Origin of the sequence: Sphingorhabdus profundilacus, from assembly GCF_009769755.1 — a bacterium.
Taxonomy (GTDB): Bacteria; Pseudomonadota; Alphaproteobacteria; order Sphingomonadales; family Sphingomonadaceae; genus Sphingorhabdus_B; species Sphingorhabdus_B profundilacus.
In genome coordinates this window covers 1,194,716-1,219,348 of the sequence record NZ_SDWJ01000002.1, presented here as the reverse complement: position 1 = coordinate 1,219,348, position 24,633 = coordinate 1,194,716, and the positions used below count along the sequence as shown (strand labels likewise).

Annotated in this window: 20 protein-coding genes; 10 read left to right on the top strand and 10 right to left on the bottom strand. The window is 56.1% G+C overall.

The window, feature by feature from the left end; translation table 11 throughout:
• Nucleotides 1-99 precede the first annotated feature (99 nt).
• Genes proC through EUU23_RS13750 form a run of 4 tightly spaced genes read left to right on the top strand, consistent with a single transcriptional unit; the run spans nucleotide 100 to nucleotide 3,402 of the window.
• The gene (gene proC / locus EUU23_RS13765) at nucleotides 100-909 is read left to right on the top strand and encodes a pyrroline-5-carboxylate reductase (RefSeq protein WP_343032728.1); all 810 of its coding nucleotides are present in this window, start codon (nucleotides 100-102) and stop codon (nucleotides 907-909) included.
• The gene (locus EUU23_RS13760; RefSeq protein ID WP_160354614.1) at nucleotides 906-2,516 is read left to right on the top strand and encodes an amidase; all 1,611 of its coding nucleotides are present in this window, start codon (nucleotides 906-908) and stop codon (nucleotides 2,514-2,516) included. Before proC ends, EUU23_RS13760 begins: the two co-directional genes overlap by 4 nt.
• Nucleotides 2,513-2,986 (top strand): PaaI family thioesterase, encoded by a 474-nt coding sequence (locus EUU23_RS13755; RefSeq protein ID WP_160354613.1) that lies wholly within the window; start codon nucleotides 2,513-2,515, stop codon nucleotides 2,984-2,986. The genes EUU23_RS13760 and EUU23_RS13755 overlap by 4 nt, the downstream gene beginning before the upstream one ends.
• Nucleotides 2,983-3,402, top strand: coding sequence for a PaaI family thioesterase (locus tag EUU23_RS13750; RefSeq protein ID WP_160354612.1), 420 nt, complete (start codon nucleotides 2,983-2,985; stop codon nucleotides 3,400-3,402). Before EUU23_RS13755 ends, EUU23_RS13750 begins: the two co-directional genes overlap by 4 nt.
• Nucleotides 3,403-3,414: 12 nt before the next feature.
• Here the strand turns inward: EUU23_RS13750 and EUU23_RS13745 are convergent, their stop codons facing one another.
• From EUU23_RS13745 to EUU23_RS13720, 6 genes are all read right to left on the bottom strand, one after another.
• Entirely contained in the window at nucleotides 3,415-3,927 is a 513-nt protein-coding gene (locus EUU23_RS13745) for a type III secretion system chaperone family protein (protein WP_160354611.1), read from the bottom strand.
• Nucleotides 3,928-4,037: 110 nt separating this feature from the next.
• Entirely contained in the window at nucleotides 4,038-4,355 is a 318-nt protein-coding gene (locus tag EUU23_RS13740; RefSeq protein ID WP_160354610.1) for an accessory factor UbiK family protein, read from the bottom strand.
• Nucleotides 4,356-4,393: 38 nt separating this feature from the next.
• On the bottom strand, nucleotides 4,394-4,954 hold the full coding sequence (locus EUU23_RS13735) for a TspO/MBR family protein (RefSeq protein WP_160354609.1): 561 nt from the start codon (nucleotides 4,952-4,954) through the stop codon (nucleotides 4,394-4,396).
• A gap of 276 nt (nucleotides 4,955-5,230) precedes the next feature.
• Nucleotides 5,231-5,530 carry a hypothetical protein gene (locus EUU23_RS13730; protein ID WP_160354608.1) on the bottom strand — a complete coding sequence of 100 codons (300 nt, stop codon included), beginning with the start codon at nucleotides 5,528-5,530 and terminating at the stop codon, nucleotides 5,231-5,233.
• Between the two features lie 11 nt (nucleotides 5,531-5,541).
• Complete coding sequence (locus tag EUU23_RS13725) at nucleotides 5,542-8,421, bottom strand: M16 family metallopeptidase (RefSeq protein WP_160354607.1); 2,880 nt, start codon at nucleotides 8,419-8,421, stop codon at nucleotides 5,542-5,544.
• 238 nt (nucleotides 8,422-8,659) lie between these two features.
• Nucleotides 8,660-10,771, bottom strand: a complete 2,112-nt coding sequence (locus tag EUU23_RS13720) for a penicillin acylase family protein (RefSeq protein WP_160354606.1) — start codon at nucleotides 10,769-10,771, stop codon at nucleotides 8,660-8,662.
• Between the two features lie 226 nt (nucleotides 10,772-10,997).
• On the opposite strand from EUU23_RS13720, the gene clpB reads away from it, so the two are divergent.
• Complete coding sequence (gene clpB / locus EUU23_RS13715) at nucleotides 10,998-13,571, top strand: ATP-dependent chaperone ClpB (RefSeq protein WP_160354605.1); 2,574 nt, start codon at nucleotides 10,998-11,000, stop codon at nucleotides 13,569-13,571.
• 96 nt (nucleotides 13,572-13,667) lie between these two features.
• On the opposite strand, the gene EUU23_RS13710 is transcribed toward clpB, so the two are convergent.
• Nucleotides 13,668-15,671 (bottom strand): tetratricopeptide repeat-containing sulfotransferase family protein, encoded by a 2,004-nt coding sequence (locus tag EUU23_RS13710; RefSeq protein ID WP_160354604.1) that lies wholly within the window; start codon nucleotides 15,669-15,671, stop codon nucleotides 13,668-13,670.
• A gap of 133 nt (nucleotides 15,672-15,804) precedes the next feature.
• Nucleotides 15,805-18,912: a TonB-dependent receptor domain-containing protein gene (locus EUU23_RS13705; RefSeq protein ID WP_343032727.1), complete on the bottom strand. Its 3,108-nt coding sequence runs from the start codon at nucleotides 18,910-18,912 to the stop codon at nucleotides 15,805-15,807.
• Nucleotides 18,913-19,304: 392 nt separating this feature from the next.
• On the opposite strand from EUU23_RS13705, the gene EUU23_RS13700 reads away from it, so the two are divergent.
• Both EUU23_RS13700 and queA read left to right on the top strand, forming a co-directional pair.
• On the top strand, nucleotides 19,305-19,931 hold the full coding sequence (locus EUU23_RS13700; RefSeq protein ID WP_160354774.1) for a peptidylprolyl isomerase: 627 nt from the start codon (nucleotides 19,305-19,307) through the stop codon (nucleotides 19,929-19,931).
• A 29-nt stretch (nucleotides 19,932-19,960) separates the two neighbouring features.
• Nucleotides 19,961-20,992 (top strand): tRNA preQ1(34) S-adenosylmethionine ribosyltransferase-isomerase QueA, encoded by a 1,032-nt coding sequence (queA, locus tag EUU23_RS13695; protein WP_160354602.1) that lies wholly within the window; start codon nucleotides 19,961-19,963, stop codon nucleotides 20,990-20,992.
• Nucleotides 20,993-21,318: 326 nt separating this feature from the next.
• On the opposite strand, the gene pyk is transcribed toward queA, so the two are convergent.
• On the bottom strand, nucleotides 21,319-22,770 hold the full coding sequence (pyk, locus tag EUU23_RS13690) for a pyruvate kinase (RefSeq protein ID WP_160354601.1): 1,452 nt from the start codon (nucleotides 22,768-22,770) through the stop codon (nucleotides 21,319-21,321).
• Between the two features lie 97 nt (nucleotides 22,771-22,867).
• On the opposite strand from pyk, the gene EUU23_RS13685 reads away from it, so the two are divergent.
• Both EUU23_RS13685 and EUU23_RS13680 read left to right on the top strand, forming a co-directional pair.
• On the top strand, nucleotides 22,868-23,161 hold the full coding sequence (locus tag EUU23_RS13685) for a DUF1244 domain-containing protein (protein ID WP_160354600.1): 294 nt from the start codon (nucleotides 22,868-22,870) through the stop codon (nucleotides 23,159-23,161).
• 66 nt (nucleotides 23,162-23,227) lie between these two features.
• Entirely contained in the window at nucleotides 23,228-23,470 is a 243-nt protein-coding gene (locus EUU23_RS13680) for a DUF2312 domain-containing protein (protein WP_160354599.1), read from the top strand.
• A gap of 17 nt (nucleotides 23,471-23,487) precedes the next feature.
• Here EUU23_RS13680 and EUU23_RS13675 read toward each other — a convergent pair whose 3' ends face one another.
• A complete protein-coding gene (locus EUU23_RS13675; RefSeq protein WP_160354598.1) occupies nucleotides 23,488-24,123 on the bottom strand; it encodes a hypothetical protein in 636 nt (211 codons plus the stop codon).
• A gap of 140 nt (nucleotides 24,124-24,263) precedes the next feature.
• Between EUU23_RS13675 and EUU23_RS13670 the strand changes: the two genes are divergently transcribed.
• Entirely contained in the window at nucleotides 24,264-24,584 is a 321-nt protein-coding gene (locus tag EUU23_RS13670) for a heavy metal-binding domain-containing protein (RefSeq protein WP_160354597.1), read from the top strand.
• Nucleotides 24,585-24,633: the final 49 nt, after the last annotated feature.

Genomic DNA, 24,633 nt, shown 5'->3' with positions numbered 1-24,633 from the left:
TTGTGTTTGCACCGGACGCGAAGAACAGAAGCGGACCCTGAGGTTGCCGTCTGCGTACAGATAGGGCATGGACCTTGTGTGAACTGCAGGATGGATGGTGTGCCCGAAATTTCGTCTCACATATTGATTGTTGGCTGCGGCAATATGGGCGGTGCGATGTTGCGCGGGTGGGTGGCTTCAGGACGGTCGCCGAAGCATTTTACCGTGATTGATCCGGTGGCGCAGGATCTGCCGTCAGGGGTCCGCCATGTGGCATCGGCTGATGCGCTCGATGAATCATTCGACACGGTCCTTTTGGGCATTAAGCCCCAGATTCTCGACAGTCTTGCCCCTGCCATCCGTGCGCGGATTGCGCCGAATGCGCTGGTTCTTTCAATTTTGGCCGGTGCTATGACATCGGCGCTTGCTGCCCTTTTTCCAGACACCCATATCGTACGGTTGATGCCTAATCTGTCGGCGGCGCTGGGGCTTTCACCGCTGGGTCTGTTTTCCGCTGCGCTGTCTTCGGCGGAAAGGGACGCGGTGGACGCTTTGGTGGCGCCCTTGGGAACGCCGGTCTGGATCGACGACGAGGCGCAAATGGATGCCGTCACCGCGCTTGCCGGGTCCGGTCCGGCCTTTGTCTACCGTTTTATCGACGCCTTGGCCCAAGGCGGCGTTGCGGCGGGGTTACCTGCGGAAACATCGGCGCGGCTCGCATTGGCCACGGTTGCAGGTGCAGCACGGCTGGCGGCGGTATCGGACGAAAGTCCGGCGGCATTGGCCATGCGCGTCACCAGCCCGGGCGGCACCACTGCGGCGGGGCTTGCCGTGCTGGACGCAGGGGACGGCTTGCGAAATCTGGTCGAAGCAACATTGAAAGCGGCCCGTGACCGTGGCGCGCAATTGGCCAAAGGGGACAAGACATGACGGTTAAAGGCGCAATCTGGGCAGGCCTTGCCCTGCTTTCATCGCCGCTGATCGCTTCGGTGGCACCGCCACCCACGACCGAAATCGCCAAGGCCAACCTTGCCAAGGCGGGTCCCATTGAGAGTTTCGACCTGTCGCAATTGGCAGACGGCATTGATGACGGCGCGCTTAATAGCGAGGCGATCACCGCGGCCTATCTTGCGCGGATTGCAGCGGTGGATGACAACGGCCCCATGCTGAACGCTGTCATCGCCACATTTCCCGATGCATTGGATCAAGCGCGGGCAATGGATGCAGAGCTGAAGGCCGGTAAATATCGCGGGCCGATGCATGGAATGCCCGTGCTGGTAAAGGATAATATCGAAGTGGCCGGCCCAATTCCGACCACCGCGGGTTCGCTGGCGCTGGCAACTAATGTTACTGGCCGCGACGCCCCTTTGATCGCCCGGCTGCGCGAAGCGGGGGCGGTGATTTTGGGCAAGACAAATTTGAGCGAATGGGCCAATATCCGGTCTGAAAAATCCACCAGCGGATGGAGCGCGGTGGGCGGTTTGACCAAAAACCCCCATGCGCTGGACCGCAACAGCTGTGGATCTTCGAGCGGAAGCGGATCGGCCATGGCGGCCGGGCTGGCGGCGGCGACCATCGGTACTGAAACCGACGGTTCCATCACCTGCCCTTCGGGTGTCAATGGCATTGTCGGGTTCAAACCGACCGTGGGCCTTATCTCGCGCCGCTTTGTCGTCCCGATCAGCCATAGCCAGGACACGGCAGGCCCCATGACCCGCACCGTAAGGGACGCAGCGATTATGTTGACCGCGATGGCGGGCACTGACCCGCAAGACGCCGCTACAGCAGAGGCAGACCGGTGGCGCGGCAATTATGCTGCGGGGCTGTCTGTGACGGCATTGTCCGGGATGCGGATCGGTGTCTTGCGCGCGCCGGATGTGGACGCCGCCCGGTTCGACGCCGCCATTGCGACATTGAAAGCAGGCGGGGCCGAAATCATCCTGCTTGATAGCAGCAAGGTTGACGGGGAAAAAATGGGGGCGGCGGAATTCAAGGTTTTGCTGGCCGAGCTGAAAGCCGATCTTGCAGCCTATCTTCAAGGGCTGCCGCAAAATCTTGTTCCGCATAAAACCCTTGCTGATATCATTGCCTTCAACAAGGTCCATGCCGACACTGAATTGGCGTATTTCGGACAGGAAACTTTTGAGCTCGCCGACAAGGAAGCAGGACTTGATGACCCCGCCTACAAGACCGCTTTGGCAACGTCGCGACAGCTGGCGGCGGACGCGCTTAACAGCATGCTTACCACCCACAGGCTGGACGTCATCGTCGCGCAAACCAATGGACCGGCATGGGTGTCAACCTTGGGCAAGGGCGATGCCTTTACCGGGCCAAGCGCCAGTCAATGGCCTGCGATTGCGGGATTTCCGCATCTTACCGTTCCCATGGGTCTATCGGGCGGCCTGCCTGTGGGCTTGAGTTTCATTGGCGCAAAATGGCATGACCATGTGGTGCTCAAGGCCGGCTTTGCCTATGAACAGCTTTCGCAAATGCGGTCTGTCCCCAAATTTGCTGCCAGTGTGGATGAAAAACAATGACACCTAATAAACCTGATTTGCGAAGTGCAATCCCGAAAAATGCAGCGTTTGATCCGGCTTTGGTCAACAAGCTGATGGGCAAATTCGGGCATGGCGGTTTTCTCGATATGGAATATGTCGGGCATGGCAACGATTGGGTGGAACTCGCCATCGATTGGCGCGAGGATTTGGTGGCTGATCCCGATACCGGCATTCTCGCATCGGCAGTGGTCATCAGCCTGATGGACAATGCCACCAGCATGTCGATCTGGACTAAATTGGGCGAATTCCGCCCGCAGGTTACCATGGACCTGCGCCTCGATTATCTGCGCCCGTCACCATCAGGCGCGCGGGTCTATGGTCGGGGGATTTGTTACCATCTGACGCACAGCATCGGATTTGTGCGGGGCTTTGCCCATAATGGCAACCCGGATGACCCGCTGGCCCATGCCAGCGGCACCTTCATCCGCGTAGGCGACCGGGTATCATGAACCACACCCATCCTGCCGGCTTGCCGCCTTATGCGCTGGCGCTCGATATGGAAATTGTCGACAATGTCGAGGGTGCGCCCGTGATCGGCATGCCCTTTGCCAACAAGGTGCAAGGCCGCCCCGGATTTCTGCACGGCGGCGCCATATCAGGCTTGCTGGAAATCGCCGCAGTCGCCGCCATCCATCAGGCATTGCGTGCCAAAGGCAGCGACAGCGGCATCAAGCAAGTCAATGTCACCATCGATTTCATGCGCGGCGGCGTGGGGCACATGACTTATGCGGTGGGTGAGGTCATAAGGCTGGGCCGGACAATGGCCAATGTCGAAGCCCGTGCATGGCAGGACGACAGGACAAAGCCTATTGCGATGGCCACCATGCACTATCTGATCCGTCGTCCGAAAATCGAGGGAAGTTAAAAAAGTCGCTTTTCACGCTTCGCCGTGGGTTTCGATCAAGGCGCTGGCGATGGCTTCTTCGGGCGATTTGTCACCCCAGATAATGAACTGGAATACGGGATAAAAGCGTTCGCATTCGTCGATAGCGACGTCGATGATGGTCTGGGCATGGTCGACACCCAGCAGGCCATTTGATGGCATCAAACTGCCGTGCCGGAACAGCAATATGCCATTGGCCGACCACATATCGAAATGGCCTAGCCACAATTGTTCGTTAATGAGCCCCAGTGCCTTGTAAACGCTGTCACGCTTGTCACTGGGGACGGTCACATCGGGCAGCAGAATGAGCTGCAGGGCATTATCCTCTTCACGCCAGATGGCGCGGATCTGATAGCTGGTCCAGCTTCCCTTATATTCTGCGGTGATTTCATCCTCACCGTCCAGTTCATAGGACCAGCCGCGCGCCTCGAACAATGCAGCAAGCATGTCTACAGGTGCGGATTCATCCCGTTCAAACTGCTCATATTGTTCGTCTGCATCGTGCATGCTGTGAAGCGCCCATTAATATCGTCTGATTCTGCCTTGCCGCGGACTCGCGCGCAAGGGTCTTGCGTCGTCTGTCCGAACAAGTCTGTGGGCGGGTTGTGGAAAAGTTTTTACTTTTTGGTCGCCGGCTTCTTCGCGGCAGGCTTCGCTTTCGGCGCAACCTTGGCCGCCGAAGCCGATTTCAGCCCCGCCGCCGCTTCCAAAACGGCGACGCGCTTGGCCAATGCGTCGGCTTCGGCACGGGCATTGGCGGCAAGCGCCTTGACCGCATCAAATTCTTCACGCGTAACCAGGTCCAGCCCGCCTGCCCATTCGCGGGCGCGCTCGCGCATACTCGCTTCGGCTTCGCGGCCCATGCCTGCGACTGTACCAGCAACGCCGTTCAGCACCTTGGCCAGATCATCAAAAATACGCTTTTCGCTTTGCATGTCGTTTACTCCATTGCCAGTGTCCCGGGGGGCGGGATTTAGCGGCCAGACCCTATTTGGGAACTCGCAGCCGGAACGTAAAGGCTTTCTGCATCGGGATTTAGCTGATCAATCTTAAAATTGAGGATCGCGGCAAAGCTGATCCAGACCAAATAAGGCACCATCAACCAAGCTGCCGCCTTGCGAATCTGGCCAAAGGCAAAGGTCGTGGCGATGGCCGCGACAATCAGGGTGACGATGACGTAAAGGGCGAAACTAACCTTGTGCTGGCCGAAAAAAATCGGAGACCAGGACAGATTGATGAGAAACTGGACCAGAAAAAGACCGATCGCCAACCCGCGATTTTGGGCACCGCGCGCATGCAGCACCATCGCAAAGGCAAGGCCCATGGATAGATATAATAGCGGCCAGACAATTCCGAAGACCCAGCCAGGGGGTTGAATATCCGGCTTTATCAATGTCTGGTACCAGTTATTATCCGCCGTAGAGCCCGATATGGTCCCCGATAAAAATCCAAGAAACATGATAACAGGGATCACAAAAAGCGCCCAGCGCAAGAGCGACATGCGTAGCTGTGAAGCAGATGCAAGCTGGTTCATGGGAGTCTCCAGACGTATCCGGCGATTCGGGCGAACGCCGTTCCCCCAAGTCCTTAGGGTCCGGACCTGTTAAAAGCAATTGCGAGGTTTGAGGCCATTTGCTCAGGGCGAGAAAGGAAGCCGCCGGGATAAATATATCCCAAGGCTTTCTGACGCCTCGCAAGTCTTTTCATTGTCCTGATCCTTTGCAGTCCGGACTAATAGAACAAGGCCGCCTTCCCCGAAGGGCAGGCGGCCCAGACCGTCATTTAAGATACAGCTTTTGCGAAGCCGAATTTATTTGCGTGAACCTGAAAGCCCCATCGAACCAAAAGCGCCTGCTTTTACTTCGCCGGAAATCGCGTCACCATCGACTGTGGCTGTGCAATCCAGTTTCATTGGCATCGGAACAGTCATGTCCATCGACCAGCTTATCGTGTTTCCATCAACTGATCCGCTGGGGATATCCATCGCGCCAAGTCCACCCGCCATCTTGCCAGAAAAGCTTGCGCCGTCGCTGTTCACGGTAAGAACTGCCTTCTGGTCGCCCATCGGGCTTTTGATCGTTACATCCCAATCGCCATCAACTGATGCCATATTCCTGCTCCTTATTTAGCGTTGTTGCTTGCACTGGTGTTAGCAGTTTCGCCGACCATTTCAATCGGCAAACCGAGTGCTTCCAGTTGCGGTTTTACTTTTGCCGCATCGCCGACAACGAGCCACGTAATCTTGGCAGGGTCGATTTTGGCACGCATTTCGTCATTCAACGCCTTTGCGGTCAACGCGGTATATTTGGCCGCAATGGTTTCGGCATAATCGAACGGACGCTTGTTCAAACGATCCGCCTGCATCTGGCCGAGCACCGCTGCTGATTGTTCATAGCTGCCGGGCAGTTCAAGAACATTGCCTTTGATGGTCTTGTCCAGTTCGTCAGCCGTCACCGGTTTCGTCCCGTTGAAATCATTGAGCTGGTCCATCAAAACCTTGATCGACGGACCTGTCTGGTTGGTCTGCACCGGCGCAAACATATAGAAAGGTACGCGGTCTTCGGCACCGTTTACCTGAGAGCGAACCCCATAAGACCAACCCTTTGTTTCGCGCAGGTCCATATTGATCCGTGACAGGAAGTCACCGCCGAAAATTTCGTTCGCGGCGCGCAATGTCAATAGGTCGTCGGACCCCTTGGCACCCAGAACCGTACCCGCCATCACCAAAGATTGCGGCGAATTGGGACGGTCAATCAGCAGGATTTTCGACTGAGCCGCCGGAATCGCGACCGCGAAATTCTTCGCAGGCGCGGCCGCCATTGCAGGCTTCCAATTGCCGAACCGCTTTTCAAGGAGCGGTTTGATTTCCTTCAGGCTGGTGTCGCCGACCACGAATATCTCCGCCTTGGATGGGTGAACCCAACCCTGGTGAAAGGCAGATATTTCGGCCTTGCTGATCGTGGCCACGGTTTCGGCATAGCCGCTGCCGGTTTGAGGACCGCCATATGGATGCCCCCGACCATAGATGAGCGGCGGCAGCGTGCGGACAGCGATGCCCTGCGGCTGATTATTTTCCGACTTGATGCGCGTTTGCTGTTGCACGCGAACGCGCTCCAGTTCCTTATCGTCAAAAGCGGGATTTTTGATGACGTCCGCCAACAGGTCAAGCGACGGCGCCAGATTGGGCTTGACCGCCCGCACACTTGCCACGGTCCGGTCAAGCGAGGAATTGACATTGACGTCGGCGCCCAGCTTCTCTTCGGTTTCTGCGATCTGTGTCGAGGTCAGCGTCTTGGTGCCTTCCAACAGCATCGTCGACATCATCGACGCAATACCGCGCTTGTCGACAGGGTCAGCAGAATAGCCAGCGTTGAAGCTGACCGCGACGCGCACGGTTGGCACAGCGGCACGGCGGGCGAAGAACACCTTGATCCCGTTGGTCAGCGTGGTTTCTTCTACCGTCGGGAAATCCAGTGCCGGGGTTCCGCTGGGTTCAGGGAATTTGCTGCGGTCCTGAAAAGTGGTTCCCACAGTTCCGGCCATATCGTCGCTACCCGGGGGGCTGTAAAATGCAGGGGCGGACAAGGTGCCGGTACGCGATCCGGTTCCCGCCGCTACTTCCTGATAGGCTTCACGCTCGCCCGGTTCGACACGGATTTCCAGCACCGGCCGGGTCAGCCATTTTTGCAGCGCGGCCTTCACGGTTTCGGGTTTGGTCGCGGCCAAACGCTCCAGTTCTTTCTTGTAGAAGTTGGAATCGCCCACATAAAGCTGTCCTTCGGCCAGTGCGACGGCTTTTCCGCCGAACCCGCCGACCTGTTCCAGCCCGTCAATCTGCTGGGCAATCGTGCTGGTGGCAACGCGCTGTACTTCTTCGGCCGTGGGGCCGTTGGCGATGAAATCGGCAAGGATTTCATCAAGCCTTTTGGCCACCGCATCGGCATCGCCGCCCGGCTTGACATCCACCTGGATGTTAACGGCGCTGCCATGTACGAATGGCAACAGATAGGCCGAAGCGGAAACTGCGCTTTGTTCCTGACGGATCAGGATATTGTCGAGCCGCGAACTTGAAAGCCCGCCCAGAACGCTCATCGCCACATAAAGCGCATTGGTATCGGGGTCAGCAAGTCCTGGCACCACCCAGTTGCGATAGATTCGTGTTGTCGGAACCTTGTCCTTCATGACAATCTTGATCGGCTTTTCCAATGTTGGAACCGGCGCGTTCACAGGCGCAACATCTTTGCCGCGCTTGATCTTACCGAACCATTTTTCGACCAACGGTCTGGCTTGTGCGGCATTGATGTCGCCCGCCAGCACCAGCACCGCATTGTTCGGACCATAATGGTCGGTGAACCACGTCTTCATGTCATCCAGCGACGCCGCAGCCAGATCTTCCAGGCTGCCGATCGTGTCATGATGATAGGGGTGCCCGACGGGGAACAGGGTTTCAGACCTTTTATAATCCACCAGTCCAAAAGGCTGGTTATCGCCCTGCCGCTTTTCATTGGAAACGACGCCGATCTGGTTATCGAGCTTTTCCTTGGTCAGACCGTTCAGCAAATAGCCCATCCGGTCGCTTTCGAGGAACAGCGCGGATTCAAGCGCGGTTGTCGGCACGGTCTGGAAATAATTGGTGCGGTCGAGCCACGTCGTGCCGTTCAGGTCGGTTGCGCCGATTTTCTTGGTATATTCGAAATAATCACCCGGTGCGTTCTCACTGCCGTTGAACATGATATGTTCGAACAAATGGGCATAGCCGGTCTTGCCCTTCGGCTCATTCTTCGACCCCACTGCATACCAGATCGACACGGCCACCACCGGTGCCTTGCGGTCTTCATGCACCAGCACGGTCAAGCCATTGGGAAGAACAAATTTCTCGTGCGGGATATTGACCGCCTCGACCAGTTTGGAAACAGGTGCAGGCTCTTGCGCCAAAGCGGGCGCAGAGGAAATGAGCGCGCTGCCCGATAGCAAGAGCGCGAGAGTGAATTTACGAACCATGTGATGCTCCCAAAGCTTTAATAATAGCCGGAAAGATAGCGAAAGCGGGACCAAACACAATGCGGCCCCGCCAATAATTCGACAAACGGCATCCTGTTAGGATTAAACAGCAAACCGTGCGCTCCCATTTGCAAGAGAGGTGCGAAACCTGCAAATTTTTCGGACACTAGAAAACCCGCGCTATCCGGCGCCATAAGCAGAAGCAAAGCGACTGATCGGCTTGAAACTGCCGCCTCCCCTATGGTCGATAACGACGCTTCGATGCCTTCACGGCGTCGGCCCACTCAAAATGCACCGGCTTGTATTTTCCGGCCACGAATAGCTTCATCTGATCGGTGTAATGCGGGGAATCGGGTCGTGTGGTCGCCGCGCCATAGGGTTGGATCGATTCTGATGTCAGCGTGCCATCCTTGTCCCAGCGGATCAGCATGATGAAGCTGTCGCCATGGCGAACCCGCTCTTTCTTGTCCGGCTGTTCGGTATCCCACATCGTGGTTGCACGCAATGTGTCGGTGCCGCCGAGCATCGCCATGTCCACCTTGCCGCGCCGCAATCGCTGAATATCGGCGAGAGGCGGGTCGATGCGGCCAAAGCGGAGTTTAAACTCATCTGCCGCCTCTTTTAGCGTTTTGCGCGCATCCGGCATCGGATCACCGCGCCAGTTTGGCCGCGCACCCAAACGGATGATACGTTCTGCGAACGCATCAGCAGCGCCGTTTCCATCGCTGGACCAGTCCCATGTCGCCAATAATTTCTGCGCTTTTTGCAAGTCGGGATCATCTTTCAAATCCAGCGCGGCAAATGCGGCCATCCATGCACCGACCCAGCTTTGCTTGCTGTAAACGGTGTCCATCTTGATGGCCAAAAGCTCTTCGGGTGTGATGGACATGTCCGCAGCGAGCAGCTCTGTCGCGCGCAATCCGCGGTTGGTCATCCCCCGTTCGATCCCGAGATAGGGTGAATAGTCCGACGGTTTCATTTCCGACCCCGGACCTGCGGCCAGAAAGGGGTTGTTGTTGGCATTTTGGACAAAGCCGGAGGCTGGATCGACGATCTTGGGATAGCGGTCAAATCCAACAGGGCCGTTCCACAGCGCCGCCGATGTGTCGCCGGGCAATTCCTGCGTATAGTCAAAACCGGGTTTCCGGTCAGGGAATAGGGCATTGTAAATATAGGCGACACGGCCGGTCTTGTCGGCATAGACGAAATTGGTCGCCGGAATGCCGCCAATCGCCATCGATTTCGACCATTCTTCCCAATTTTGGGCCTTTGTGTTGCGATAATATTGTTCGACCGCCTTCACGCTGTCGATACCGGCATAGCGGACGGCAAAGGCACCTTTATCATTTTTGATGACTGGCCCGTGGATCGAACGATACACCGTCTGGGGCACCGGCAAAGTAAATGGTCCGAATTTGACCGGCAGCCATATCCGTTTGGACTGGAGCGTCAGCCACTTGCCGTCGAACCGGTATTTGTCGCCTGCCTTGTTCAGCACCAGCTTATATACATCGACCAGATCCGGACGGTTGACCGTATTGGTCCAGCCCAGATTGCGGTTATGCCCCAGCAGCACAAAAGGCGATCCGGGGAACAACGCGCCTGCCATGTCCAGCCCTTCACCCGAATGAGTCACCGCCTCATACCATGCCACCTGACCTTCATAGGGCTGGTGCGAATTGGAAATCAGCCAGGTTTTGCCATCAGCCATACGCTTGGGCGCTATGGCAAAGGCATTGGAGCCGTTCATTTCGGGATCGCGGCCAATGGGCGTCATCCGCGCTGCGCTTTCACGCGGCTGCGGCTTACCCTCGGCCAGCGCGCCAATGACATTGTCCAGCCCATAGAAAAAAGGCGCACGCAGGACGAAACCCGTGACGATATCCTGCCCGGTTACCGGAAACAGTTTCGACAGGCGCACTTCTTGCGGATGTTTTTGTGCATAATGGTTCAGGCCAGCAGCATAGCCTTCGGCCACAGCGCGCACTTCCGGGGACAATTCGGTATAGCGGCGCTCCGCCGTTTCGCGTGCGCCCAGCAAGTGCAGGACATAATCGACCTTTGCCCCGTCAGACCCCGCCAACGCGCCATAGCGCCCCCGCGTCATGGCCACGACATCTTCGATCGTCGAAAAATCATCCTCGGCATGGGCATAGGCTAGGCCATAGGCTGCGTCGGCATCAGTCTTGCCGTTGATATGTGGAACGCCAAAAGAATCGCGGGCGATTTCGACATCATATTTCCGGGACGGCGGCGCAGCATATTCCGTTGCGACCAATGGTTCCCAAACAAGTCCTGCCACTGCAACGGTGGCAATCACCGCCGAAACACCTAAAAGCCAACGCTTCATCTCTCTCTCCCGAATATGTTTTTTAATTTGCTAGCAACTCGCTCGGCTGATGTCGCCCCTGAATTGTTCGATCCGTTACAATCGAAACGTCAGCGATCAGGTCTTCCCGCTTAAAGTGAATAAATTGATGCACCGGGCTTGTGTGGCATAAATGCAACATTACATCTTCGAAGAACGCTTCCTAGATCAATGGTGGGGAAGCAATTGAGAAAGATGGAATGAAGGCATGAATCTCGAAAAATTTACCGACCGCGCCAAGGGCTTCCTGCAGAGCGCGCAGACCGTAGCCATCCGAATGAGCCATCAGCGGATCAGCCCGGAGCATTTGCTCAAGGCGCTGCTGGAGGATGAACAGGGTATGGCGTCCGGCCTTATCAAGGCGGCAGGCGGCGATGCGGCTACGGCGCTGCGCGAAACCGATGCGGCCTTGGCCAAAGTGCCCGCCGTGTCCGGCGGTGGCGCGCAACAGACGCCGGGTCTGGACAATGACGCCGTGCGCGTGCTCGACGCAGCCGAGCAGGTCGCGCAAAAGGCAAGCGACAGCTATGTCACCGTCGAGCGTCTGCTGCTCGCTTTGGCCCTTGCCACGACGACCGCGGCGGGTAAGGCGCTTGCGGCGGCCGGCGTGAATGCCGAAGGGTTGAACGGCGCGATTAACGAACTGCGCGGTGGACGCACGGCGGATACCGCCGGTGCCGAAGACCGCTATGACGCGCTGAAGAAATTTGCCCGCGACCTGACCGAAGTGGCGCGCGCCGGCAAATTGGACCCGGTCATCGGACGCGACGAAGAAATCCGCCGGACCATCCAGATATTGGCCCGTCGGACCAAGAATAACCCTGTGCTGATCGGGGAACCCGGTGTCGGAAAAACCGCCATCGCCGAAGGCCTTGCGCTCCGCATTGCCAATGGCGACGTGCCCGACAGCCTGAAGCATCGCAAGCTGCTCTCGCTCGACATGGGCTCGCTGATTGCCGGTGCGAAATATCGCGGTGAGTTTGAGGAGCGGCTGAAAGGCGTGCTCGACGAGGTCAAGCAGGCCGAGGGCGACATCATCCTGTTTATCGACGAAATGCACACGCTGGTCGGCGCGGGTAAGGGCGAAGGCGCGATGGACGCCGCCAATCTGATCAAGCCTGCCCTCGCGCGCGGCGAATTGCATTGCATTGGCGCGACAACGCTTGATGAATATCAAAAGCATGTCGAAAAAGACCCCGCGCTGCAACGTCGGTTCCAGCCGGTGTTTGTAGGCGAGCCTACAGTAGAGGACACGATATCCATCCTGCGTGGCCTCAAGGAAAAATACGAACTGCACCACGGCGTGCGGATTACAGATGGCGCGCTAGTCAGTGCCGCTACTTTGTCACACCGCTATATTTCCGACCGCTTTCTGCCCGACAAAGCCATCGACCTGATGGATGAAGCTGCATCGCGGTTGCGGATGGAGGTGGAATCGAAGCCCGAAGAAATCGAGAATCTCGACCGCCGGATCATGCAGTTGCAGATTGAACGCGAGGCCCTGAAAAAGGAAAGCGACGATGCGTCCAAGGACCGGCTTGCGACGCTGGAAAACGAACTGGCCAATCTGGAACAGCAGTCCGCCGGGTTGACGCAACGCTGGCAGGCGGAAAAGGAAAAGATTTCGGCCGAAGCCAAGATCAAGGAATTGCTTGATGCTGCGCGGATCGAGCTCGAACAGGCGCAACGCGGTGGCGACCTGGCCAAGGCAGGTGAGCTGCAATATGGCACGATCCCAGGCCTTGAAAAACAATTGGAGGAAGCCGAAGCCGCTGCCGGCAATGCGATGCTGCGCGAAGAGGTTACCGCGCAGGATATCGCCGGTGTCGTCAGCCGCTGGACCGGTATCCCGGTAGACAAGATGCTCGAAGGTGAGCGCGACAAGCTGCTCAATATGGAGGCGCTGATCGGGGGCCGGGTGATCGGGCAAAAGGATGCGGTCGAGGCCGTATCCAAGGCGGTGCGCCGCAGCCGCGCAGGGTTGCAGGATCCGAACCGTCCGCTGGGGTCGTTCCTGTTTTTAGGCCCGACGGGCGTTGGCAAGACCGAACTGACCAAAGCACTGGCGAGCTTCTTGTTCGACGATGACAATGCCATGGTCCGCATCGACATGTCCGAATTCATGGAAAAGCATAGCGTATCGCGTCTCGTCGGAGCGCCTCCGGGCTATGTCGGTTATGAAGAAGGCGGCGTGCTGACCGAGGCCGTGCGGCGGCGACCCTATCAGGTCGTGCTGTTTGACGAGGTCGAAAAAGCGCATAGCGATGTGTTCAACATCCTGTTGCAGGTGCTCGACGATGGGCGTCTGACCGATGGACAGGGACGCACAGTCGACTTTTCCAACACGCTCATCATTCTGACCTCCAATCTGGGCAGCCAGTATCTGGCGGGGCTGGAGGACGGTCAGGATGTGAAAGATGTCGAACCCCAAGTCATGGAAATTGTCCGCAGCCATTTCCGGCCGGAATTTCTGAACCGTCTGGACGAGATCATCCTGTTCCACCGTCTCGCCGCCGAACATATGGCACCGATTGTGGAAATTCAGGTCAAGCGGGTACAGAAATTGCTGAAGGACCGGAAGATCGAGCTGGCGCTGACCGACAAGGCGAAAGCGTGGCTGGGGCGGGTGGGCTATGACCCGGTCTATGGCGCACGTCCGTTGAAACGTGCGATCCAGCGCTATCTGCAAGATCCGCTGGCCGACAAATTGCTGCGCGGGGAAATCCCCGACGGATCGACGGTGCAGGTGGATGAAGGCGAAGGTGCGTTGGTTTTGACCTAGGCCATGATCGCATAAATTTCGTCGTCGAGATTGGTAAGGAAGGAAGCCGCAGGGCAAAATGGGTTCAAAAAAGGGGACAGTCCCCAACATCCCAGCCTAAGTCGTCGACTCATATCCAAATTCATCGATCCAGGGCTGCAATATCGGTAAAACCGGCGCGATTTTATCGCGATAGCGAAGCCAACGACCGGATGCGCGCCGGTATATCGGTTCGGTCACCTGAGAATAGCTGGCGGTCGTAATCAACCCCCGTGCCTTTGCCGTGCGTTGATGGTCAAGCACATCCGGACGCCATTCCAGATCCAGAAACTGGAAAAGCGGCCGAACCTCTGACTCCATGTCCTCGACCATGCGTTCATAGGAAATGACATGGACATTGGGAGAAAATAACTGGCAGGATTTTTGCCAATGGCGGAAGGTCAGGTCATAATATTCCGCCGCATCTTCGAGACGCAGGAAATTGGCCATTGCGGAGTTCAGGCGGAAATTGCTCATAAAGCAGCTGAGCAACACATCACAGGGGTGACGCAATGCGAGTATGAAGCGCGCCTTTGGAAAGAGACGCTGAATAAGCGGAACTTTTTGCAGAAAAAGGGGTGATTTATCGATGAGCAAATTTGTTTTCGGATCGTCTGTTACCGCATCGACCTCAGCAAAATAGTGTTGCACCGCCTTTGTGACTTCGTCCGGGCCAAGCGATCGCAGTCCCAGCAGGCCACCGATCAGATGATCCACGCGATTCAGCGCCGGTTTTTCCTCAAGAACCGTCGTGTGCGGATGCCCCATCAGGATAGTATCCAGCAATGTTGTACCCGATCTGGGAAATCCGACGAGAAAAACAGGGTCGGGTCTGTCGATTGAGGCAGTTGGTCCAGTCCATGTCGATGCAAGTTCGGGCGTCAGCAACCCGATCTCGGAACGCAGTTGATCGCGGATCGCGCGCGCGCGGGACAAGGGATCGGAAGGATCCATCTGGTGCAGTTTTGCCGTCGTTTCGAACGCTTCAAATGCTTCATCCGAACGGCCAAGCCGATCCAGAAGCGTGGCCCGGATATGCGCCGTGCGTTCAGGTTCCAGCGTTTCCGGAACATGTGCGATCGCGTCGAGCGCTTCCAAAAATGCGCCCGTCCGTCGCAATTCCAGCGCACGGAGAAAAGCGAGGACGCCGACATCCAGCCCATTTTTTTCCGCACGGACAATCAGCGGCGAAAATTCACTTTCGCGGTTCATATGTTCATATTGGATCGCCAGCCCCAAATAGGCTTCCGCCAACCCGGCATGGATTGCAATCGCTTTGAGATATGCCTTTTCAGCCTCTTCTGTTCTCAATGCATTGCCATATTCGACGCCGAGCTTGAGCTGAAAATCGGCATTGTCAGGGTCCAGCCCGGCCGCCTGTTCAAGGGCATATATGGCTTCGTCCGTCCTGTCGGCGCGCTTGCAAAAAAGATATAGTTCGTAAAATGGCGGGGCGGTCCCGGGGTAATCTGCAATGACTCCGCGAATGGCGGTCTCCGCATCCGCCTGACGATCCGCAGCAAAATATGCCGCTGCCAGGTTGAGCCGCGACGGCGCAGACTTCGGATCGAGCGCAACTGCCCGCTCCAATGCCTGCACGCTGCCCAGATAATCACCGACGGGTTGCAAGGCATTGCCCAAATTGTTCCAGCTTTCAAAATCATCTTCGGCGCGCGCCACTATATATTGATAGGCCTGAACCGCTTCGGGGAATAATTCCAGCGATTGGGCCAAAAATGCTCGATACCGCGCCATACGCAATGTTGGATCGGCCAGCAGCTGGTCCCATGATGCGATGTCGAATGCGGCCCGAAATTCGCCCAGTTCGACAAGAGCGCTTACCAGATTGAGGGCAATTTTGCCGTCACCGGGTTGCCCTTGATGCGCGATTTGCAAATGGCCGGATGCAGTTTTCAGGTCGCCATCATGGGCAAAAACCATGCCGAGAAAGGCATTCAGTGCAACCAAGTCGCCCGACTGCAAAAGGCCGTCCTGTGCAATTATCTTTGCCTGTCCAAAATTGCCTTTTTGAACTTCGGCCATCGCCCTTTTGAGAATATCGGCGGTTAACGGGTCAAGCATGGAGTCCAATCAATCCGTTTTTGGAGGCTGGCAGAACAGGGCACCTCAGCAACAGTCGAATAGACCGTGTTCAGGCAAAAGAAAAGGCGGCCGGTGTGATGCCGGCCGCCTGAACTTCACTTTCAAACCGGATTTAGAAATCCAGTGTTATACCCGCATAGAGATAGCGGCCCAGTGCGTCATAAGTCGCAGGATAGGTGTTGCCATTGCAAGGTCCGGTTGGGCACAAATTGGATCCGGCACGGTTGCCGTTTCCTGATGTGACCAATGGCGGTTGCTTATCAAGCACGTTATTTACGCCCAGACGGAAGTTGAAATTGTCGCCAATTGCAACGGTCGTGGCAAGGTCAAAATAATCCTGAGCCTTGATACGAAGACCTGGGTCAAAGTTGAATGCACCGGAAAGCGACGGATTGCTCGAAAGCGTTTCAGCCCGTACCTTACCGACACGACGCCATTGCAGTGAAAGACCAATGCCATTGGTCATCTGCAATGTTGTCCGCACCTTGTGACGCCATTTAGGAAGCGGCGCGCCGCTGTCCGTGGTGCCGCCCTTGCTGCAAGTTGGACCATAGAGGCCCGCGCAGTCATAAGGCTGGGTCAGGCCGTTATCGACCTTATAGGCATCCAGATAGGTTCCGACAAAGCTGAAGGACAATGTTCCAAGGCTACCCAGTTCGGTATTATAACCACTGTTGATTTCAATGCCCTTGGTTTGCACTTCACCGACATTGTTTGGCAAATCGTTCACAAATCCACCTGGGGTTAGCCAGATTGAACCAGCCGCATCACGATCTACCAGTCCGCATGAAACGGGTGTAAATGTTGCGGTTGCGTTTGCGATACAATCACCAAGAATGGCATCTTGGCCGAACGAACGGATAGCGTTCGCAACCTTGATGTCAAAATAGTCGACGGTGAGTGAAAAGCGCGGCAAGAACGATGGCTGCAGCACGAAACCGATTGTCTTGGTTGTTGCCTTTTCAGGTGACAGGTTGGGGTTGCCACCAACAAAGCCGTTATACTGTCCGGCAGGGTTTGCTGCTGTCGTTTGACCGACAATCAGTCCTTGCGCCAAGCAGCCAAAATCAGCCGCAGTGATGACCACGCCGGCGCACGGATCAACCGAACCGTTCAGGCCGACTGTTGGCGTTGCAAACAATTCCTGAATGTTAGGCGCACGAACCGCACGGTTATAGGCCGCACGGAAACGGATGTCTTCGACAGGGGCAAGATCAGCAGCGATCTTGTAGGTGCTCGTGCTGTAGGAATTGCCCGAGCTTGTCTTGTAATCCGAATAACGGAAGCCGGTGTTAAACGACAATTCCTGGATGAAGCTATCTTGTATGACGGGGATCTGTGCCTCGACAAAGAATTCCTTCACGGTGAAATCACCCGATAGCGGCAAAGTAGCGCCGCCCTGACCGGTCAGATCGCCTGTCTGGAACGCATTGTCGGTCAACAGTTCGAGCGATTCTTTGCGCCACTCAACACCAAAGTTGATGGCAACGCCGTCATTCGCCCAAGGTGCCTTGACGCCATATTCGCCAAGCAGGCCTGTCATCGAAGCAGAAAAGACCTGTTCAGATGTCTGACCTTTTTGGAAACCGCTTGCATTGAGGTAATTGACTGCAGCGGCGCTCGCGCCACCCAGACCTGCAAATACGTTATACGGTACGCAATTGGGGTCGGTGCCATCACGAACCGAACGGCAGATTGGCACGCCGCCTGGTCCGGCAACAACGTCCAGTGCCTTGGTCAGGCGGGCAACCGAAAATTCGTTGGTGTAAACTTGCGAATAATTAGAGCGGCCATATTGATAATAGGCGTCGTAAGACCATGCCTTGCCCAAATCGCCCTTGCTGCCCAGAACAGCGCGGAAGTTGGTGTGTTGCAAATCGGAACGACGTGGACCGCCTTCAATGTTACGACGCAGCAACTGGAAATAGGCCCGGTTGTACGGCAGGCCCGTTGTCGGGTCGATAAAGTTGATTGGAGCGGCGCCCGGATTAGGGTTGTATGGCGCACCCACGGCGAGCGGGAATGTCCCAAGGAAGCCGTTAATGAGGTTTTCATTGTCGAAAATGACCGCACGCTGGGCTGCCGAAATCAGCGGGTTGTCGCTGTTGATCGTCAATGTGTTGCCAAAGTTACCCGATGGCGCGATCTGGGCGACGGTTCTGTCGTCCATGAACATGAATTCCATATAAGGCTTGATGGCATCATTGATTTCATAATTCGCGAAAAGACCCGCAGTGTACCGTTCGTCGTTACGCTGGAAGAAATTTGTCGGGGCAAAGTTGAACCGCGTTGCCGCATTGTTGAACCCGCCGCCTGGTGCGAACGAATAAAAGGTCGAAGTGCCGCCATCGAAAACAAGGACATTGCCTTCGGGTGAAGTTGCAGAGCCACCGCACTGGTTCGCGCCACCGCCGGTGTTCTGAAGAACGCAGGCGCTGTAGTCACGATTTGCCTGAACAACAGGCTTTACGTTGCGATAGCCGAAATAGACCACTGCGTGTCCACGATCACCGTCAAAGCCGCTGCCGATGGAAACCGTGCCATCAAACGCGCCACCATCGGTCACGCTTCCTTCAGGATAGCCATAGCCGGCAAGGCCTTGCGCCTGACGCGCATCGAGCAAGGGTGGCAACAACTTGTTCCGGTTATTGTGTTGGAACAGGCTGTACTGGCCGTCAAAACGAATACCGGTGAAATCTGTATCGATGATGAAGTTGACAACACCTGCAACAGCGTCCGCACCATAGGTCGACGAGGCACCACCGGTCAGCACTTCAACGCGCTTTAGAATAGCGGCCGGAATGATATTGATATCCGCAGCCGAACCGCTTGTTGGGCTAGGGTCGCCAGGAAGAAGGCGACGGCCATTGACCAAGCTCAATGTACGGCTTGTTCCAAGACCGCGAAGGTCGACAGAAGCTGTTCCGTCCGCACCGTTCGACAAAGTCGAAGCCTGGCTTGCAAAAACCGATGGAAGTGAATTCAACAGATCTTCAACCCGGACGGTTCCTTGAAGCTTGATGTCTTCACTGCTTACAACAGTGATAGGGCTTGAAGATTCCAGATTGGGGCGCGCAATGCGCGAACCTGTGACGATGATTGCCTCGCTGGCTTCTTCCTCGACCGCATTTTGCGCGAACGATGGTGTGGAAATCAGCGCCAGACCGATTGCAATCGGTGCTGCAGCATATTTCAAATTGCTGATACGTGTAGTTTTCACGGCATAGCCCTCCATAGCTATTTGGGTGATGCAAACACTTGGGTCGCGTTTGCAAAGCTTGTACAATGCCCCAGATTTTCACCCACTCCGCAAGCATCGGGCATGCTAAACGGCGGACGAAACCACTCTAGGTTACCTTAGCTTTGGCCGAAAAGCCTGCATCGCGCAAAGAAATTGCTGAATCGAGACGGGAAATTTTAAAGCATGTAGTAATTTTGCCACAGTATTTCCGGGCCAGATTCGATAAATCGACCAGACAAGATTTTCTATACGGAACATCAGCATTCAGTATTTAGCTGGTCCCCACCGCGGGCCGTGTTATTTCATTCATGACAGCGACAGCGGCTTTCGTTAATAGCGTCGCAACCTTGTTGTGGAGATACCCCATCCTGATGTCTGCTTGCTACCCGTTCGCCCGCGCTATTTCCGCTGTCTTTCTTGCCTTAACCCTGCTGTTACCTGCCAATTTGCGCGCCCAAGAAGCCCCTGTTGCACCAGCAGTAGCCGAGGCACCATCGCCTGAAAATATCCTGCACCTTGATCTGTCGACGGGGGGCCGCGTGACCATACAGCTCTTTCCCGAAATCGCGCCGATGCATGTCGAACGCATCAAAACGCTCGCCCGGCAGGGGTTTTACAATGGAGTCATATTCCATCGCGTGATTGACGGGTTCATGGCCCAAACCGGCGATCCTACCGGGACCGGACAAGGCGGATCGCAACTGCCCGACTTAAAGGCGGAGTTTAACAAAACCCCGCATTTGCGCGGCACAGTGTCCATGGCGCGAACCAATGAACCCGACACTGCCAACAGCCAGTTCTTCATCTGTTTTCAACCGCGATTCAGCCTGGACAACAAATATACCGTCTTCGGCCGTGTCATTTCAGGCATGCAATATGTCGACGCGATTGAACGCGGCGAACCCCCCGAAAGCCCAAGCAAGGTCTTGCAGGCTTCCATCGGGGCGGACAATGTCACCCCGCCGCTGGTCGCCGCGCCCCAGATCATGAATGATTAGGGTAAGCGCAGGGGATCAGGGCAGGCCATATGCGCGTTGACCTGTTTGATTTCGACTTGCCACCCGAACGGATCGCCCTTCGCCCTGCGGTCCCGCGCGATTCCGCACGCATGTTGCTTGTTTCAGGACAGGCGGCGCTGCGTGATGCCCATGTCCGCGATTTACCGTCTGCCCTGCGCGCCGGCGACTGCCTGATTTTCAACGACACCCGTGTCATACCGGCCCAGTTGGAAGGTAAGCGCGGTGCAGCGAAAATAGGGGCGACATTGCACAAACGCATCGACCTGCGCCGATGGCAGGCATTCATCCGCAATGGCAAACGCCTGCGCGTCGGTGAAATTGTGGATTTCGGATCGAACGTCACCGCGCTGGCCGAAACGCGCCATGACGATGGCAGCTTTACGCTGCATTTTCAGGGGGATGAACCCGTTGAATTGTTGCTAGGCCGCGCCGGAACAATGCCATTGCCGCCCTATATTGCGGGCAAGCGCCCGACCGACGCGCGTGATGAGCAAGATTATCAAACAATGTTTGCCCAAAAAGACGGCGCCGTCGCCGCCCCGACCGCATCTTTACACTTCACCCCCGAATTGATGGCGGCGGTCGCAGCGGCCGGTATCATAACCGCGACCCTGACATTGCACGTTGGCGCAGGTACTTTTCTGCCGGTCAAAGCCGACGACACCACTGAACATGTCATGCACCATGAATGGGGTGAAATACCCGCAGAAACGGCGCGCAAGCTGAATGAGGTTCGCGAATATGGCGGGCGTCTCATAGCGGTGGGAACAACCTCGCTCAGGCTCGTCGAAAGCGCGGCGGACGCCGACGGAACCATCAGCGCGTTTTCGGGCGACACCGACATCTTCATCACGCCGGGCTATCGATTCAAGGCCATCCAGGGTCTGATGACCAATTTCCACCTGCCCAAATCAACCCTGTTCATGCTGGTCAGCGCGCTGATGGGCCGCGAAACCATGCAGGCCGCTTACGTCCATGCCATTGCCAGCGAATATCGCTTTTACTCTTATGGTGATTCCAGCCTGTTGCTGCCGGCCTGATCAGGCGCAGTGAACCAGAAGAAATGTTGAAAATTTTTCGTCAGAAGGAATAAGGGGAAAAAGAAGAAGAGCGAATGTCCGCCACAAACCCGTAAATTCACAACTGCGTTCACCCTGAATATGCTCCTTCGACCGCAATCCGAACCACCCATCCACCGTCACCCTGAACTTGTTTCAGGGTTAGGGTGTGAGCTGCGCTGGATTTGGAAGAGTGACCGGAGTTAGCCGAGATAGGTCCCTAAAAGCGGGGGGCAAAGGCAGTCGGGGAGAGGAAATGTAATCCCCACCCCATTTTCCTTTCTAAGCAAAATCACCCCAAAATCGGATCAATGCCCCTTCAACTCATCCCCCGTCAGGCGGACGATGTGCAGCACATTGGTCGAGCCCGGTGTGCCGAAGGGAACACCGGCCATGATGATGATCCGCGCGCCCGCCGTCCCCAGATGATGGCGCAGCGCCATGCGGCGGCCCTTGGCGACCATTTCTTCGAAGCTGCCAATGTCCTTGGTCCGCACGCTATGCGCGCCCCAGAGCAGACCCAGCCGCCGCGCGGTCGCGATGTGCGATGTCAGCACGAGTACCGGAACCATCGGCCGTTCCCGCGCGATCCGCCGCGCGGTTGATCCGGACGAGGTGAAGCAGATGATCGCGCTGGTATCGATGGTCTGCACAATCTGCGCCGCAGACGCCGCCAGGGCATCGGCGGTGGTCGCATCGGCGCGGATCTTGGTGAACTGGACGCGGGCGTGATAGTCAGGGTCGCTTTCGACCTGCATCGCGATCCGGTCCATGATCGACACTGCCTCAATGGGCCAGGCCCCTGCGGCGGTTTCAGCCGACAGCATGATCGCATCCGCCCCGTCATAAATCGCCGTCGCCACGTCCGACACTTCGGCACGTGTTGGCGACGGCGAGGTGATCATCGACTCGAGCATTTGCGTGGCGACGACCACCGGCTTGCCCATCCGCCGTGCGGTGCTGACGATCCGTTTCTGCAACGGCGGCACCTGTTCAGGCGGCAGTTCGACGCCCAGATCACCGCGCGCCACCATCACCGCATCGGCCAGCTCCAGAATCTCTTCGAGCCGCCCAATGGCCGCCGGCTTTTCAATCTTTGCCAACAAAGCCGCCTTGCCGCCGATCAGCTTCTTGCCCTCGGCCACATCTTCGGGCCGCTGCACAAAGGACATGGCGATCCAGTCGACATGTTGCGACACGGCAAAGGCAAGATCGGATCTGTCTTTTTCGGTCAGCGCAGCCACAGGCACCACCACATCAGGGACATTCAGCCCCTTGCGGTCAGACAACATGCCGCCGACTTCGACCATTGTTTCAATTTTTTGCGGCGCAACCGTCAATACGCGCAATACCAATTTGCCATCGTCCAGCAAAAGCCGGGTTTGTGGTTCGAGGGCAGCAAAAATTTCGGGATGCGGGAGGTATACGCGGTTTGCGTTGCCGGGTGTTTTATCCGCATCCAATGTGAACTTTGATCCGGTTTTCAGCTCAACCTTACCGTCGGCGAACTTGTCGATGCGTAATTTGGGTCCCTGTAAATCGACCAATATTGTGGTCGGGCGGCCATATTTCTTTTCCAGCCCGCGGATATGCTCGACAAGCTTTGCCTTGTCCGCCTGCTCACCGTGGCTCATATTGATGCGAAAGGCATCGGCACCTGCAAGAAACAGTTTTTCGATCATTTCCGGCGTGTCGCTGGCGGGGCCAAGAGTGGCAAGAATTCGGACCTTGCGGGCACGTGGTTTCGAATATTGTGTCAAGCATCCGCTCCGTTGGCTGGAAAATGTAATTTGACGAGCTATAGCACAAGGGAATCAAGGCGAAAGGCCTTCGCGAACGAAGAATAGGTATTCACCGATGAAAGAATTGACCGACCAAGCCGCCGCCGCTGCATTCCGCCGCCTGGTGGCGCATCTGCAGCACCGGCATGATGCCGAAAATATCGACCTGATGGGCCTAGCCGGATTTTGCCGCAACTGCTTGGCCGACTGGGTGATGGAGGCCAATGGCAACTTCACCAAGGACGAGGCCCGCGAACTGATCCACGGCATGCCGGCCGCAGAATGGAAGGCCCGCTACCAGAGCGAAGCAACGCCGGAAAAGCTGCAACTGATGCAGGAAAGCATAGCGAAGAACGCAGCGTCGCATTAAGCGGGTGCCAATCTGATTCGGGCCGCCGACAATCATCGGCACTCACCCAACTAACAGGAGAATATTATGGCAGATGCCGCTGTTTCCAATGAACAACTGCGCCTATTTATGGAGCGCATTGAGCGTTTGGATGAAGAGAAAAAGGGAATTTCTGACGATATTCGCGACGTTTTTTCTGAGGCTAAAAGTCAAGGTTACGATACAAAAATCATGCGCCAAATATTGAAGCTGCGCAAAATGAGCAATGATGATCGCCAAGAGATGGAAGCACTTCTCGACGTTTATAAGTCGGCTTTGGGATTGGCGTAAGCTTGAAATTGATGGTGTCAGCTGACGCCTGATAGAACAGACTGATACAGAGCTATTGTCTCGGGGTTGCCGGTTGCCAGTTCGTCTAAAACTTCTCGCATAGAACCGACATGATTGGTCAAGGCAAGCTGAGCTCGCTCACTCCCAGTGACCACATTAGCAAATGTCCATAAAAGCGCACCCCTTACAAGTTCGATATCTTTCTTTGACAAATTCAGATCTTCACTGGTCTTGGGGTGCGTAATACGGTTTCGGATGCGGATTGCATGTCTAAAATTTTGCCAGTCCGCGGATGAAAAATCGATGAGCCGTTCGCCAAACTCCTTCTCGGCTAGTTTGACAACAAAACGGAACATGACCGCTAGGGGAACAAATCTCTCTTGCTCTTTGAGTTTGCCAGTTTCGCTAATGCTAAAACTTTTTTCTTCAAATGCGGATCGTTCCAATGGCGTCAGTCCGCGGATTGAAGCCACCATTTCCTGAATGTTTTGTCGATACAACCATAGCCAGCCTTCAATTGCGGCAAAAGCGGATCGCACGAAATCGCGCCGCGCCGGTTGGTTGTCATTCGTCTCCATTTTTATCATTGCCTCTAAGGCATCATATCCCAAAACTCCGCAAAATGTTTGTCTTAAGTCGTTGTTGATCATCATTTTATACCTCCGACCCTTCCCCAACCATTCGATCAAGAAAATTGCAATTTAACTTTGCTCAAGACTTGAGGCTGACATCGAGTTAGGCCAATGATCAGAGGCGAAAAAATCCTATTTAAATTTCAGGAGCGAGATTCCTTATGCTGATGACCACCACCTCCACCATTGAAGGCCAACCCGTTCGCGCATATCTCGGCGTGGTTACCGGCGAAGTCATTGTGGGCGCCAATATCTTCAAGGATCTGTTCGCCGGCATCCGCGACATTGTGGGCGGACGGTCGGGGGCGTATGAAAGCTCGCTGCGTGACGCCCGCCAGACGGCGCTAGCCGAGCTGGCCGACGAAGCCCGCAATCTGGGTGCGGACGCTGTGATCGGTATCGACCTTGATTATGAGGTGCTGGGCAAGGAAGGTTCGATGTTGATGGTCACCGCATCGGGCACAGCGGTGAAGCTGGGTTAAGCGCCCCGCTTGCCCTTGCCCCCGTCCCTGTTGTAAGGGCGCGCCTTCA

Coding starts and splice junctions, on each gene's coding strand:
- EUU23_RS13740 (WP_160354610.1), bottom strand. CDS start 4,355: ATGCAAAGCGAAAAGCGTATTTTTGATGATCTGGCCAAGGTGCTGAAC.
- EUU23_RS13685 (WP_160354600.1), top strand. CDS start 22,868: ATGAAAGAATTGACCGACCAAGCCGCCGCCGCTGCATTCCGCCGCCTG.
- EUU23_RS13730 (WP_160354608.1), bottom strand. CDS start 5,530: ATGGCATCAGTTGATGGCGATTGGGATGTAACGATCAAAAGCCCGATG.
- EUU23_RS13735 (WP_160354609.1), bottom strand. CDS start 4,954: ATGAACCAGCTTGCATCTGCTTCACAGCTACGCATGTCGCTCTTGCGC.
- EUU23_RS13760 (WP_160354614.1), top strand. CDS start 906: ATGACGGTTAAAGGCGCAATCTGGGCAGGCCTTGCCCTGCTTTCATCG.
- EUU23_RS13750 (WP_160354612.1), top strand. CDS start 2,983: ATGAACCACACCCATCCTGCCGGCTTGCCGCCTTATGCGCTGGCGCTC.
- EUU23_RS13680 (WP_160354599.1), top strand. CDS start 23,228: ATGGCAGATGCCGCTGTTTCCAATGAACAACTGCGCCTATTTATGGAG.
- EUU23_RS13700 (WP_160354774.1), top strand. CDS start 19,305: ATGTCTGCTTGCTACCCGTTCGCCCGCGCTATTTCCGCTGTCTTTCTT.
- EUU23_RS13675 (WP_160354598.1), bottom strand. CDS start 24,123: ATGATGATCAACAACGACTTAAGACAAACATTTTGCGGAGTTTTGGGA.
- EUU23_RS13670 (WP_160354597.1), top strand. CDS start 24,264: ATGCTGATGACCACCACCTCCACCATTGAAGGCCAACCCGTTCGCGCA.
- queA (WP_160354602.1), top strand. CDS start 19,961: ATGCGCGTTGACCTGTTTGATTTCGACTTGCCACCCGAACGGATCGCC.
- clpB (WP_160354605.1), top strand. CDS start 10,998: ATGAATCTCGAAAAATTTACCGACCGCGCCAAGGGCTTCCTGCAGAGC.
- EUU23_RS13720 (WP_160354606.1), bottom strand. CDS start 10,771: ATGAAGCGTTGGCTTTTAGGTGTTTCGGCGGTGATTGCCACCGTTGCA.
- EUU23_RS13755 (WP_160354613.1), top strand. CDS start 2,513: ATGACACCTAATAAACCTGATTTGCGAAGTGCAATCCCGAAAAATGCA.
- EUU23_RS13725 (WP_160354607.1), bottom strand. CDS start 8,421: ATGGTTCGTAAATTCACTCTCGCGCTCTTGCTATCGGGCAGCGCGCTC.
- EUU23_RS13745 (WP_160354611.1), bottom strand. CDS start 3,927: ATGCACGATGCAGACGAACAATATGAGCAGTTTGAACGGGATGAATCC.
- EUU23_RS13710 (WP_160354604.1), bottom strand. CDS start 15,671: ATGCTTGACCCGTTAACCGCCGATATTCTCAAAAGGGCGATGGCCGAA.